Below are 13,464 nucleotides of genomic sequence, written 5' to 3'. Positions count from 1 at the left end.
CACCCAGGCCCTCCTCCGCCTCGCCCGCCAACGCATCAGCGTCCTGTTCGCCATGCTCCGCGACGGCACCTTCTACAAGCCGAGAACCCCACGCCTCACTTGACGAAGGACATAGAGGCACCCCCCCCAGAGCCGTTGGACCCCCGTGGGTCCAGGAGGAGAAGACCATCCCATGACCCGGAACACGCCCCGCCCCACGTCCCACCCCGCACTCCACCTCACGCCCGGTCACTCGTCCCGCCACGTCTCCCGTCCCACCGCCGGCGAGGCATCCCGCCTGCCCCGGAACGTCCGGCGAGGCCTCCTCGCCGGGGCGGCCGCCGCTGCCACGCTCTCGCTGGCCGTGCCCGCCTCGGCGCGGCCCGGCGGCGCCGGACAGGCGCCCGCCGCGCCCGGGTCCGACCGGGCCGCGCACCCCGCGGTGGCGGCACAGGGAGCCGAGTACGTCGCGCTCGGCGACAGTTACAGCGCCGGTGCGGGCATCCTGCCGCCGGCCCCGGGCGCGCCCCTGCTGTGCGCGCAGTCCGGCAAGAACTACCCCCGGCTGCTCGCGGGCGCCCTGGACGCCCGGCTCAAGGACGTCAGCTGCGCCATGGCGGAGACGAAGCACCTGGAGAAGTCGCAGTACCCGGGCGTCGCCCCGCAGCTCGACGGGCTGGGCGGCAGGACCGACCTGGTCACGCTGACCCTCGGCGGCAACGACAACAACGTCTTCCTCGGCTCGATCCTCGCCTGCGGCACGGCCGGGCTCGGCTCCGGCGGGAAGGGCAGCCCGTGCAAGGACAAGCACGGCAGCAGCTACGAGGAGCAGATCGACCGGGACACCTACCCCGCCCTCAGGGCCTCGCTGGAGAAGATCAAGGCGAAGGCCCCCGCCGCCCGGGTCGTGGTGCTCGGCTATCCGTGGATCATGCCCGAGCAGCCGGTGAAGGGCTGCTTCGTCAAGATGCCGATCGCCGAGGGCGACGTCCCCTATATGCGCTCCCTCCAGGCCCACCTCAACGAGGCCGTGGCCCGTGCCGCCCGGGAGACCGGCAGCACCTTCGTCGACCTCGCCGAGGCCTCCGACGGCCACGACGCCTGCGCCCCCGCCAAGACCCGCTGGGTCGAACCGGTGCTCTTCGGCAGCAACTTCATCCCCGTCCACCCGAACGCGACCGGCCAGCAGGCGATGGCCACCGCGACGGAAACGGCCCTTCGGACGAACCGGGGCTGACCGGGCCCGGGGCTGGACGAGACCGGAGCTGACTGAAACCGACGCGGACCTCAACCGGCACTGGTCCGCCCGGAATTGATGGGGCGTCACCAACTTGCTCTCCTCCCGCCCCCTGCATGCCCGCGGGCCCCTCCCGCCTTCTCGGCCGGGAGGGGCCCGCAGCTGTCGGAAGAAGCCCGCGTGGCTCACGTCGCCATCGGCCCGGGACTTCAGGTGGGGGAGACCTCCGCACCCCCACCAACTGCCCTTGTTCCGCCACCGATTGGGGACGCCGACCACGGACGCAGGTCTACAGGCGCCGGCTACGGCCGCTGCCGGTACTCGTCCACGAGGGCGCGCCGGAGGACGGCGGTCTCCTCCATGACCGTCCCCTTCTCGCCCGCCCGGGTGTCCTCGGTGAGGTAGCTGCGTTCACCGAGGTAGGCGAGGCTGTCCCGGTCGAAGACCCACTCGGTGGCGACCAAGGCCCGCTTGTCGGTACGGGAGACGGCCACCCCGTGCCGCCCGGCCGGGTCGACCGCGTCCTCGATCTTCGTGACGCCGGGAATCCGCGCGGCGGCCTTGTAGAGCGCGGCGGCGTTGCGGGGCGGCATCACGGTGTCGTCAAGGAGTTCGCCGATCTGCTCGAAGACGGTCTGCGCCTTCTCCCGGCCCTCCTCCGGCTTCGTGATCCGGTACAACTCCCGCAGCAGCGCGCCCGGTTCGGTGGGCAGCGAGGAGAGCCACCGGTACGTGGGCCGGTACGCGCCCGCCGGGACCCCGGGCGAGCCGGGCGGGAGCAGTTCGCGCAGCGGCACGTACTCCCCCTCCTCGTAGATCACGCCCAGCCTCTTCACCGGCCCCGGCCGCTGCGACATCCACACCTCGCGGGGGTGCAGCTTCCCCGGCGTGAACACCCCGTCCGGCCCGCCCTCGGCCCCCGCCGTCAGGCTCTTCACGTACACCAGCTGGTCGTCGCGGACCGGTGTGGCCGGCGACTTCGCGGCGACCGCGGCGATCTGGTCCAGGAGGACCACGGCGTTGTCCGCTCCGCCCTGCCGCCCGGCCTCGGTGCCGGAGTCCGCGCCGCCGCCCGAACTCCCGCCTCCGGCCAGGCCGAAGACCACGGCCCCGGCCAGCGCGAGCGCCGTCGCGGGCATCCACAGCGCCGGGCGCGGGAGCCGTCCGCGGACCCGGCCGAGGAGCCCGGGAGCGGACGTACGGGCCCCGGCCCCGGTCGGCACACGGCCTTCGCCCCGGCTCCGGCTCCGGGCAGTGTCGTCATCGATGTCGATGAGAGTCATCAAGCGGTCCTTGTGGTGAAGGTAGGGACCAGAAGGCACATCCCGTTCCGCCGGTGGCGGCAACAGCCTTGCGAGCCGGGCCAGTTCGTCCCTGCCGGGCTCGGAGCCTGAGGCGTTCATCGGGATCCCTCCTGCATCTCCTGAAAGGGAAGGGCCGCGAACGCGGCCTCACCCTTCACCTCTCCACGACGCCGCACCGGTTCCGTACTTATGCCGACTTTCCGGTCGGCTCTTCCTCCCCGCTGCTCCCGTCTCTCCCGCTCGCTCTTCGCCAGCTCCCCGTCCGTGAGCCGCCGCAGCCGGGCGCGGGCGCGGGAGAGCCGGGAGCGTACGGTGCCGACCGGGACGCCGAGTGCCGCCGCGGCCTGTGCGTAGTCCATGCCGGACCACACGCACAGCGCCAGGACCTCGCGCTCCGGGCGCCGCAGCCGACCCAACGCCTGCTGCACGGCGGCGAGTTGACGGGCGTCGTCGATCCGCCCGGCCGTCTCCTCGGCGAAGTCCGCCACCGGCTCGGGCGCGGGGCGGCGGGAGAGGAAGGCCAGCCGCCGGCCGGTGCCGCGGTTGGCGTTGCGGGCCTTGTTGGTCGCGATCCCGAACAGCCAGGGCTTCAACGTGCCGCCGTCCGGCTCCAGTTGCTCCCGGCCGCGCCAGGCCTCCAGGAAGGTGTCGCCCATCACCTCCTCGGCGACGGACCAGTCCCCGGTCAGCCGGTAGGCATGGTTGTACACGGCCTTCGCGTAGGCCTCGTAGACCTCCGCGAAGGCCGCCCGCTCCCCGGCCCGCACCCGGCCCCGCAGTCCCTCACTCATCGCGCCTCATCCTCGCCTCCGCCTCATACCCGGACCTGTCGGCGGGGGGTGGGGAGTTCCGGTGAGGTGGGTCACGTACGGGGGTGGTCCCGTGCCCCGTGCCATCGGCGGGCAGCGCCGGACCGACGGCAGAGCGCCCCCTCCCCGTACTGCGCGCAGCCGTACGGAGAAGGGGCGTCGGGGCCCGGCGGGGGAGCCCGGTGGTCACCGGACCGGCACCGGAGTACCGGATCGCGGGCGGCGGTTACCGGATGTGCCGCCCCGAAATCGCCCGGGCGATCACCAGCCGCTGGATCTCGCTGGTGCCCTCGAAGATCGTGTAGATCTTGGAGTCGCGGTACATGCGCTCCACCGGGTGCTCGCGGCTGTAGCCCGCGCCGCCGAGGATCTGGACGGCCTTCTCCGTTGCGGAGACGGCGAGTTCACCGGCGCGGAGCTTGGACATGGAGCCCTGGCCCGCGTCGAAGGTCTTGCCGTTGCGGGCCATCCAGGCGGCCTGCCAGATGAGCAGGCGGCTGGCCTCGATCTCGGTGCGCATATCGGCCAGGGCGAAGGCGATGGCCTGGTTCTCGATGATCGGGCGGCCGAAGGCCTCGCGGTCACCGGCGTATTCGAGGGCGTACTCGTAGGCGGCCCGGGCGATGCCGAGCGCCTGGGCGCCCACGGTCGGGCGGCTGACCTCGAAGGTGGCCATGGCCGCCTGGCCCGCGGACCTGGTCCCCTCGCGGGCGCGGGCGAGGCGGGCGTCCAGCCTCTCCTTCCCGCCGAGCAGGCAGCTGCCGGGGACCCGTACGTCGTCCAGGAAGACCTCGGCGGTGTGCGAGGCGCGCAGGCCGAGCTTCTTGATCTTCTTGGAGCCGTCCAGGCCGGGCGTGTTCGGCGGTACCAGGAAGGCGGCCTGGCCGCGGGCGCCGAGCCCGGGGTCGACGGAGGCGACCACCACATGGATGTTGGCGATGCCGCCGTTGGTGATCCAGGCCTTCTGGCCGTTGAGCACCCACTCGTCCTTCGCCTCGTCGTAGCGGGCGCGGGTGCGCATGCCCGAGACGTCGGAACCGGCCTGGGGCTCGGAGACGCAGAAGGCGGCCAGCTTCGGGTCGTCCTCGTCGCCGAAGCACTGCGGGACCCACTCGGCGAGCTGGTCCGGCGTCCCGGCGGAGAAGATCCCGGCCACCGCGAGCGAGGTGCCGAAGAGGGCCATGCCGATTCCGGCGTCGCCCCAGAACAGCTCCTCGTTGGCGATCTGCAGGGAGATGCCCGAGGGGTCGCCGAAGAGGTCGGCCAGCGACTCGAATCCGTACAGGCCGATCTTCGCGGCCTCCTGGATGACGGGCCAGGGCGTCTCCTCGCGCTCGTCCCACTCGGAGGCGGCGGGGCGGACGACGTCCTTGGCGAAGCCGTGCACCCAGTCCTTCAAGTCCTGCTGTTCTTCGGTGAGTTCGAAGGAGTAGGGCATGGCTCAGGCCTTCGGGATGTCGAAGTAGCGGGTCAGTCCGGAGGCGAAGCCGACGTCGCCCGCGATCTTCAGCTTGCGCATCATGAAGAGGGTGACCGGGCTGGCGTTGCCGGAGGCGAGCTTCAGGAACTCGGCGTCGCCGAGGATGATCGTCACGCGCGGTTCGGCCTCGGTGCGGCCCTCGCGGACCTGGCAGCTGCCGTTGTCGATGTCGGTCTCGTAGACCTTCTCCTCGATGCCGGTGATCTTCCACCGGACCAGCGCCTTCAGGGAGCCCGCGGTCTCCGGCTTGAACTGCCGGCCCATGCGGCCGAAGACCTCCGCGAGCACGCGGTCGCGCAGCTCGCCGTCCTGCGCGAGTTGGTTGATCTCCTTGGTGGAGAGCTTCTTCACGATCTTCGCGAACTCCTCGGGAGTCACCGTCGCGAAGTCGAGTTCGGCCAGTGCGTCGATGCCGTCGGCCATCGAGGTCCCTGCCCTTCCGGTTCTCACTGCCTGCCGTTGAGGCCTGCTGCTGGGTTCTTACTTCTGAGTAAACTTACTACGGAGTAAGATAAGGTGGGCTGGGTAGGCTGGCAAGGGTGAGCGAAGAAAAGGGAAGAGTCTCGGCGCCGAGGGGGCAGCGGCGGCGCGTGCCGCGGGAGGTCCGGGAGCAGCAGATCATCGACGTGGCGATCCAGGTGTTCGCCAAGCGCGGTTACCACGCCGCCTCCGTCGACGAGATCGCCGAACTCGCGGGCATCTCCAAGCCGATGGTCTACCTCTACCTCGACTCCAAGGAGGGCCTCTTCCTCGCCTGTCTGCGCCGCGAGGCGGACCGCCTGATGGCCGCCTTCCAGGAGGCGGCGCGCGACGGCGGTACCCCCGAGCGGCGGCTGCACGCCGCGCTCGTCGCCTTCTTCGGCTTCGTCGCCGGGAGCCGCGACAGCTGGGTGGTGCTGCACCGCCAGGCCTCCGAGCTGAGCGAGGCCATCGCCGCCGCGGTCGCCGAGGCCCGCCGCGCGGTCATGGCGCAGGTGGCGGGACTGGTCCGGCACGGCATCGCGGAGGCGGACGGGAAGGTCCAACTCGGCGACGAGGACGCCGACTTCGTCGCGCATGCCCTGGTCGGCGCCGCCGATTCGCTCACCGACTGGATGGAGCGCCACCCGAACCAGTCCCCGGAGGGCATCGCGCTCCGCCTGATGAACATGGTCTGGGTGGGTATGAGTCATGTCCTGGAGGGCGAGACCTGGGCGCCGTCCCCGGTCCGCGGGGAGGACTGAGCCCACTTCCCGCCCTCTTGGTGGCACCCTGGTGGCTACGGAAGGCGCCCGCCCGGACGCGGAGGGTCCGCGGCCGTCTCACGTACGGAGTCCACTCACTTTCCGCGCGTGACCGTGAGCCATCTCGTGATGTCGGCACCATTGAATTTTGCCTACGCGTGAGTAAGTTGACTCTGGAGTAAGTAAGCGCGGGCTGTGTTCGGCGGTCGGCGCACCGCAGGCCACGTACCCGGGGAGCCGCCATGGGCGTTCGCAAGGACCTGAAGACCGCACAGAAGCGCCCCGATCTCGCGACCCGGGTGAAGCTGCGGCTGACCCGCGACGAGAACGGCGTGGTCCGGGAGGCGCACGCCGCGGACCTGGTGCCCCCGGCCCCCGGCGCCGGCGTCCCCGACATCCCGTACGTGAACGCCGCCGAGGCCCCGGACGCCGTGGTGATCCGGCGCAAGGAGGGCGGGGCCTGGCGGCCGGTGACCTCCGCGCAGTTCGCGCGCGAGGTGACGGCCACCGCGAAGGGCCTGATCGCGGCGGGTCTGGAACCCGGCGGCCGGGTCGCCGTGATGTCCCGCACCCGCTACGAGTGGTGCGTGCTCGACTTCGCGATCTGGGCCGCGGGCGGGCAGTCCGTGCCGATCTACGCCACCTCCTCGCCCGGCCAGATCGAGTGGATCGTGCGCGACTCCGGCGCCCGCTACGTGATCGCCGAGAGCGCCGAGAACGTCGCCACCGTGAAGGAGGGCTGCGAGGAGCACCCCGAGCCGCCGAGGATCTGGGAGCTGGACGCGGGCGGCCTCGCGGACATCGTCGGCCTCGGCGCGGGCGTCGCCGACGAGGAGGTCACCGAGCGCCGCACCGCGCTGACCGGCGAGGACATCGCCACCCTCTGCTACACCTCCGGCACCACCGGGCGCCCCAAGGGCTGCGCCCTCACGCACGCCAACATCTTCGCGGGCGCGGGCAACTCCATCGAGCTGATGCTGCCGGTCTTCAAGGAGGTCGCGGGGACCGAGGCGTCCACGCTGCTCTTCCTGCCGCTCGCGCACATCCTCGGCCGCACCCTGCAGATCGCCTGCCTGTACGCGCGGATCGAGGTCGGCCACTGCCCGAGCATCAAGCCGGACGAGCTGCGCCCCGAACTCCAGGCGTTCCAGCCGACGTTCGTGGTCGGCGTGCCCTATCTCTTCGAGAAGATCCACGACACCGGGCGGGCCACCGCCGAGAAGATCGGCCGCGGCGCCTCCTTCGAACGCGCCGACCGCATCGCCGTCGACTACGGCGAGGCGCACCTCGCGCAGTTCCTCGGCACCGGCAAGGGTCCGAGCCTGAAGCTGAAGCTCGCGCACGGCCTCTACGACCTGCTCGTCTACCGCCGCATCCGCAAGGAGCTCGGCGGCAAGCTCAGCTACGCCATCAGCGGCGGCTCCCCGCTCGACCGCCGCCTCAGCCTCTTCTTCTACGCCGCCGGGATCGTGATCTACGAGGGCTACGGACTCACCGAGACCTGCGGCGGCGTCACCCTCTCCCCGCCGCTCGAACCCCGGATCGGCACCGTCGGCCAGCCCATCCCGGGCTCCGCGATCCGGATCGCGGACGACGGCGAGGTGCTGATCAAGGGCGGCACCGTCTTCCAGTCCTACTGGAACAACCCCGCGGCCGGCGACGCCGTACTGGAGGACCAGTGGTTCTCCACCGGTGACCTGGGCGCGCTCGACGACCAGGGCTATCTGACGATCACCGGCCGCAAGAAGGACATCATCGTCACCTCCGGCGGCAAGAACGTCTCCCCGGCCGTCCTGGAGGACCGGCTGCGCAGCCGTCCGCCGGTCGGGCAGTGCATCGTCGTCGGGGACAACCGCTCCTTCGTCTCGGCGGTCATCACCCTGGAGCCCGACGCCGTCCAGCACTGGCTGTCGGTGCGCAAGCGGCCCAAGGACACCCCGCTGGCGGAGGTGGTCCGCGACGCCGAGATGATCGCCGACGTCCAACGGGCCGTCGACTACGCCAACGAAGCCGTCTCCCGCGCCGAGTCCATCCGCAAATTCACCCTGGTCCCGGCGGAGTTCACGGAGGAGAACGGCATGCTGACCCCCTCCCTCAAGATCAAGCGCCATGCCATCGTCGCCGCCTACACGGACGAGATCGAGGCGCTCTACGGTGGCTGAGCCGGGCGGCACGGGCGAGCGGGAGCCCGAGGCCCCCGGGGTCCGCGAGGCCGCCGAGGACTACGACGTACTGGTGGTCGGCTCGGGCTTCGGCGGCTCGGTCACCGCGCTGCGCCTGACCGAGAAGGGCTACCGGGTCGGCGTACTGGAGGCCGGGCGCCGCTTCACCCGCGCGACGCTGCCGAAGAACTCCTGGGACCTGCGGAACTACCTGTGGGCACCGCGACTCGGCATGTACGGCATCCAGCGGGTGTATCTGATGAGCAACGTCCTGGTGCTCGCCGGGGCGGGCGTCGGCGGCGGCTCGCTGAACTACGCCAACACCCTGTACGTACCGCCGCCCGCCTTCTTCCGGGACCAGCAGTGGGGCCATCTCACCGACTGGGCAGCGGAGTTGGCGCCGTACTACGACCAGGCCCGCCGGATGCTCGGGGTGCGGACCAATCCGACGACTACCGAAGCGGACGAGTATCTGCGGTCCGTGGCCGAGGAGTTGGGCGTCGGGCGGACCTTCCGGGCCACGCCCGTCGGGGTGTTCTTCGGCGACGGCGCGGACGGCGACGGCGGTGTGCGCGCCGAGCCGGGGGCCCGGGTCCCCGACCCCTACTTCGGGGGCGCGGGGCCGGAGCGCGCCGCCTGCACCGAGTGCGGGGACTGCATGGTCGGCTGCAAGATCGGCGCCAAGAACAGCCTCACCGAGAACTACCTCTTCCTCGCCGAACGGGCCGGGGCGCGGATCCACCCGATGACCAGCGTGGTGGAGATCCGCGAGACCGGGGACGCGCACGGCGAGGGCCCCGGGGGCGGCGGCTTCCTGGTCACCGCCGTGCCCACCGACCGGCCCCGCCGCGGCCCGCGCACCGTGCTCCGCGCCCGCCACGTGGTGCTCGCCGCCGGTACCTACGGCACCCAGAGTCTGCTGCACCGGATGAAGGACGAGGGGGTCCTGCCCCGCCTCTCGGACAAGCTCGGCACCCTGACCCGTACCAACTCCGAGGCGCTGGTAGGGGCGTTGACCACCCCGCGCCGCTACCGCCGGGCGAACGGCGGGCGTTCGGCCGACTTCACCCGCGGTGTCGCCATCACCTCCTCCATCCACCCGAGCCCGACCACCCACATCGAGAACGTGCGCTACGGCAAGGGCTCCAACGCGATGGCGCTCAGCAATATGCCGCTCTACCGCCGCCACTGGCCCAAACTCGCCGCCCTGGCCTGGGAGTTCCTGCGCCACCCGGTGTACGTGAGCCGCACCCTGAGCACCTACCGCTGGTCGGAGCACGCCATCATCGGCCTCGTCATGCAGAGCGCCGACAACTCCCTGACCACCTTCCGCAAGCGCGGCGGGCTGTTCGGCAGGGGCAAGCTCAGCGCCGAGCAGGGCCACGGCGCCCCCAATCCCGTTCACATCCCCGAGGGCTGGCGGGCGGCGCGGCTGCTCGCCGAGCGGATCGACGGCATCGCGGGCACCAATATCGGCGAGGTCCTGGGCAAGCCGATGACCGCGCACTTCCTCGGCGGCTGCACCATCGGCGAGAGCGCGGAGACCTCCGTCGTCGACGCCTACCACCGGGTCCACGGCTACCCGGGCCTCAGCGTCGTGGACGGCTCCGCGGTCTCCGCCAACCTCGGCGTCAACCCCTCGCTCACCATCACCGCACAGGCCGAGCGCGCCATGGCCCTGTGGCCCAACAAGGGCGAGCCGGACCCGCGCCCCGCCCAGGGCGGCCGCTACGTACGCCTCGCCCCGGTGCCCCCGGCCTCGCCCACCGTCCCGCCGGGCGCCCATGGCACCCTGCTGCTGCCGGTGCCGAGGGTGCCCGAGGCGCCGGAGGCCTCCGGCGGGGTGGAGGCGCCGGGTGGACCGCCGGGCGGGGCCGAGGCGACGGGCGGCTCGGAGCCGTCCGCGTAGTGCCGTAGCGCGAGGGCTCCGTGGCTCTCCAGGTCACCAGCTCCGCGGGCCCCGCTCCACATGCTGGGACGGGCCGGGGAAAGTTGCGTAGCCCACAGACCGCCGGGCGTCGTGGAAGATACGGTGACCTGCGGTGTCGCGCCCGGGCCCGGACCGTGACGGCCCGGGCGCGGCCCGGTGTGCGCGAGCCGTGCGCCGGGAGCCGGCACTGCCGCAGGGAACGACGGAAGGTGTAGCGGTGGACGCAATCGAGGCCCTGGCCATCGGCGGGGCCAGCATCGCCGCGGGCGGGATCAACGCCATGGTCGGCTCCGGCACCCTCATCACCTTCCCCACCCTGCTCGCCTTCGGTTACCCCTCGGTCCTGGCCAATGTCTCCAACAACATCGGCCTGGTCCCCGGCTCGCTGAGCGCGGCCTACGGCTACCGGCGCGAGCTGAAGGGGCAGCGCAGACGCGTCCTGCTCTTCGGCTCGGGCTCGCTGGTCGGCGGCATCATCGGGGCGGTCCTCCTGCTCCAGCTGCCCACCAGCACCTTCGACGCGGTGGTGCCGGTCCTCATCCTGCTCGCCTGCGCGCTTGTACTGCTCCAGCCGCAGCTGAACAAGCGCCTCGCCCGGCGCGCGGACCAGGGCGGGAAGGACGGCGGGGTGCCCATGTGGCTCGGCGTCTGCGGGGCGGGCGTCTACGGCGGGTACTTCGGGGCGGCCCAAGGGGTGCTGCTCATGGGCCTGTTCGGCAGTTTCCTCAAGGAGGACCTGCAGCGCCTGAACGCCGTGAAGAACGTCCTCGCCTCGATCGTGAACGGCGTCGCCGCCCTCGTCTTCGTGGTGGTCGCCGACGTCGACTGGACGGTGGCCGGGGTGATCGCGCTCGGCTCGACGGCGGGCGGCCTCCTCGGCGCCCGGGTCGGCCGCAGACTGCCGCCCACCGTGCTGCGCGGCATCATCGTCGTGGTCGGGGTCACCGCCTCGATCGTCCTGCTCGTACGCTGACCGCTCTCCAGGTCCAACTGCCCACGCGCACCAACAGCCCCCACAGCACAGGGAGTTGAAGAGGCTCGCGGAGGCGCCTTCGGTGACTGTCCCCTCTACACAGAGTGGCAGGTACATTGCACCTCATGTCGACACCCGGCGCGCAGCCGAATCCGTATCAGAACAATCCGTACCAGCAGCCCACCCTGCCCGGTACCCCCAACTCCCCGAACCCGTACGGCCAGGTGCCGCCCCAGCCCTTCGGCCCGCCGCCGGGCGGACAGCCGCCGATGCCCCCGCCGCCCGCCGGTGCACCGCGCAAGCCCGTCCCCGGCTGGCTCTGGGGACTCGGCGGAGTGCTGGTCGCCTCGGCCGTATGGGCGGCCACGCTCTTCGCGAGCGGCACCCTCGGCGGCTCCGGCGAGGAGGCGGACCTCGCCGGGTACGAGTTCGCGAAGAACCTGTGCGAGGCCACCGAGTTCGACGCCTTCCAGGAGCGGTACGAGTTCCAGGACTCGGCGGTGAACAAGGACAACAACCGCTTCTCCTCCCGCCAGGACGGCCTGGACCAGAGCCAGTGCAGCCACACCCTCAAGGACCCCCAGGAGACGTCGAGTTCGTACAGCTCCACGTACGTCTACGCCACCGCCGTCTGGCACAAGGCGAGCGACCCGGCGGGCGAGTTCGCCGACCAGCGCAAGGCCTACGAGGACCAGTCGAACGACTCGTACTCCTACGAGGCGAAGGAGACCGACGGCCTCGGGGACGAGGCCTGGTTCGTCACCGAGCAGCGCGGCGAGAAGAGCGACCGCGAACTGGGCGGCCTCACCCTCTCGGTACGCGAGGGCTGGTTCACCTTCGAGATGCGCTGGAGCTGGTACGGCAGCGGCGACGAGAAGCCCCCGGCCGCCTCGGAGGTCGAGAAGATGCTGAAGACGGACACCAAGGCGGCGATGGCCGAGCTGAGGAAGTGACCGCGGGCGGGCCGTGGCGTGTCACCCGTGGCCCGGCCTGCGGCTCCGCCGGGAGCGCGCGGGCGTGACCTCGGCGGCGCCCGGTAGAGGGGTGCGTGACTTCGGCGGTGTCCGGTAGAGGGGTGCGTGACTTCGGCGGCGCCCGATAGACGGGTGCGTGACCTCGGCGGCGCTCGGCAGCCGGGTGCGTGACCTCGGCCGGCGCCGGTGTAGGCCGGGTGGGTGCTTGTGCCCGGAGGTGGATTTCCGGTTCCCCGGTGGTGGCGGGGACGGCGCGCGGGCCGGGGGCGCGCGGGCACACGAACGGGAGCGTGTGACGGCCGGGACCGGGGGGAAGGCGGTTCGCATGCCCATTCTGAGGAAATTCGCCCGGCCGATGCTCGCCTCCGTCTTCGTCAGCAGCGGCATCAGCCATCTGAAGTCGCCCGAGCATGTCGCCCCCGCCGCCGAATCGGTCGCGGTCCCCCTCGCCGTGCGGGTGCCTGGGCTGCCCGAGGACCCCGCCGACCTGGTACGCCTCAACGCGGGGGTGCAGGTGGGAGCCGGTCTGCTGCTCGCCACCGGACGCCTTCCGCGACTCGCCGCCCTGGCCCTGGCCGCATCCCTGGTGCCGACGACGCTCGCCGGGCACCGCTGGTGGCAGGAGAAGGACCCGGAGCAGCGCGCCGCCCAGCGCATCCACTTCCTGAAGAACGTCTCCCTCCTCGGCGGCCTGCTCATCGCCGCCGCCGACACCCACGGCAAGCCCTCCCTCGCCTACCGCGCCCGCCACACCGCCCACGACGCCGGCCGCGCCACCCGCCGCCAGGCCCACGACTCGGCCAAGGCGGTCCGGGAGGCCTCGGAGTCGGTGCGGGGGCGGCTGCCGGTGGGGTGAGCGCGCTGCCCCCGCCCGCGCGGGGGCAGCCCGGGGTCGGTCCCCAACCGGCAGTGCCGGTCGGCGAATTCGGGTGAGGACGAGCCAATGAGACTCCCTGAGGCGGAGGCGGCGCGACGACTGGCGGCTGCCCGCGTTCTGAGGCTGGGAACGGTCGACGCCGAGGGAGCACCGCATCTCGTACCGGCCACGTTCGCCCTGCATGAGACCACCGTGGTGATCGCCGTGGACGCCAAACCCAAGCGGCACACCCGTCTGCGGAGGCTGGCCAACATCCGCCAGAACCCCCAGGTCTGCGTACTGGTGGACGAGTACGACGATGACTGGGAGCGGCTCTGGTGGGTCCGCGGTGACGGTACGGCCTCCATCCTGGAGGGCGCGGACCGCGAAGGGCCACTGGACTGGCTGGCAGCCAAGTACCCGCAGTACGTGGGAGAGCGGCCACTCGGCCCGGTGATCAGGATCGAGCTGACGCGGCTGACGGGGTGGGCTTTCGCGGGGTCATGAAGGGGCGAACCCTGAATATGTGAAAGACGT

At 71.8% G+C, this 13,464-nt stretch carries 12 protein-coding genes; 8 read left to right on the top strand and 4 right to left on the bottom strand.

Features of this window, described 5'->3' with window-relative positions; translation table 11 throughout:
- Positions 1-277 precede the first annotated feature (277 nt).
- Positions 278-1,216 carry an SGNH/GDSL hydrolase family protein gene (locus tag HFV08_RS15985; protein WP_376770639.1) on the top strand — a complete coding sequence of 313 codons (939 nt, stop codon included), beginning with the start codon at positions 278-280 and terminating at the stop codon, positions 1,214-1,216.
- 302 nt (positions 1,217-1,518) lie between these two features.
- Here HFV08_RS15985 and HFV08_RS15980 read toward each other — a convergent pair whose 3' ends face one another.
- From HFV08_RS15980 to HFV08_RS15965, 4 genes are all read right to left on the bottom strand, one after another.
- Positions 1,519-2,619, bottom strand: coding sequence for a CU044_5270 family protein (locus HFV08_RS15980; protein ID WP_168540008.1), 1,101 nt, complete (start codon positions 2,617-2,619; stop codon positions 1,519-1,521).
- Positions 2,616-3,311: an RNA polymerase sigma factor gene (locus HFV08_RS15975; protein WP_168540006.1), complete on the bottom strand. Its 696-nt coding sequence runs from the start codon at positions 3,309-3,311 to the stop codon at positions 2,616-2,618. The genes HFV08_RS15980 and HFV08_RS15975 overlap by 4 nt, the downstream gene beginning before the upstream one ends.
- Positions 3,312-3,555: 244 nt before the next feature.
- Entirely contained in the window at positions 3,556-4,767 is a 1,212-nt protein-coding gene (locus HFV08_RS15970; protein ID WP_168540004.1) for an acyl-CoA dehydrogenase family protein, read from the bottom strand.
- A 3-nt stretch (positions 4,768-4,770) separates the two neighbouring features.
- On the bottom strand, positions 4,771-5,232 hold the full coding sequence (locus HFV08_RS15965; RefSeq protein WP_168540002.1) for an SCP2 sterol-binding domain-containing protein: 462 nt from the start codon (positions 5,230-5,232) through the stop codon (positions 4,771-4,773).
- 116 nt (positions 5,233-5,348) lie between these two features.
- On the opposite strand from HFV08_RS15965, the gene HFV08_RS15960 reads away from it, so the two are divergent.
- From HFV08_RS15960 to HFV08_RS15930, 7 genes are all read left to right on the top strand, one after another.
- On the top strand, positions 5,349-6,032 hold the full coding sequence (locus HFV08_RS15960) for a TetR/AcrR family transcriptional regulator (protein ID WP_312885640.1): 684 nt from the start codon (positions 5,349-5,351) through the stop codon (positions 6,030-6,032).
- A gap of 242 nt (positions 6,033-6,274) precedes the next feature.
- Positions 6,275-8,194 carry an AMP-dependent synthetase/ligase gene (locus HFV08_RS15955; RefSeq protein ID WP_168540000.1) on the top strand — a complete coding sequence of 640 codons (1,920 nt, stop codon included), beginning with the start codon at positions 6,275-6,277 and terminating at the stop codon, positions 8,192-8,194.
- Positions 8,187-10,103 (top strand): GMC oxidoreductase, encoded by a 1,917-nt coding sequence (locus HFV08_RS15950; RefSeq protein ID WP_376770638.1) that lies wholly within the window; start codon positions 8,187-8,189, stop codon positions 10,101-10,103. Before HFV08_RS15955 ends, HFV08_RS15950 begins: the two co-directional genes overlap by 8 nt.
- 238 nt (positions 10,104-10,341) lie before the next feature.
- A complete protein-coding gene (locus HFV08_RS15945) occupies positions 10,342-11,097 on the top strand; it encodes a sulfite exporter TauE/SafE family protein (RefSeq protein ID WP_168539996.1) in 756 nt (251 codons plus the stop codon).
- A gap of 125 nt (positions 11,098-11,222) precedes the next feature.
- Complete coding sequence (locus HFV08_RS15940; protein WP_168539994.1) at positions 11,223-12,050, top strand: hypothetical protein; 828 nt, start codon at positions 11,223-11,225, stop codon at positions 12,048-12,050.
- A gap of 346 nt (positions 12,051-12,396) precedes the next feature.
- Entirely contained in the window at positions 12,397-12,927 is a 531-nt protein-coding gene (locus tag HFV08_RS15935; protein WP_168539993.1) for a DoxX family protein, read from the top strand.
- Between the two features lie 87 nt (positions 12,928-13,014).
- Positions 13,015-13,434 carry a TIGR03668 family PPOX class F420-dependent oxidoreductase gene (locus HFV08_RS15930; RefSeq protein ID WP_168539992.1) on the top strand — a complete coding sequence of 140 codons (420 nt, stop codon included), beginning with the start codon at positions 13,015-13,017 and terminating at the stop codon, positions 13,432-13,434.
- The last annotated feature ends 30 nt before the right edge of the window (positions 13,435-13,464 follow it).

Origin of the sequence: Streptomyces physcomitrii, assembly GCF_012273655.1 — a bacterium.
Lineage (GTDB): Bacteria > Actinomycetota > Actinomycetes > Streptomycetales > Streptomycetaceae > Streptomyces > Streptomyces physcomitrii.
Note: the sequence above shows the minus strand (reverse complement) of the source record. Positions and strands in the feature narration are given on the sequence as shown.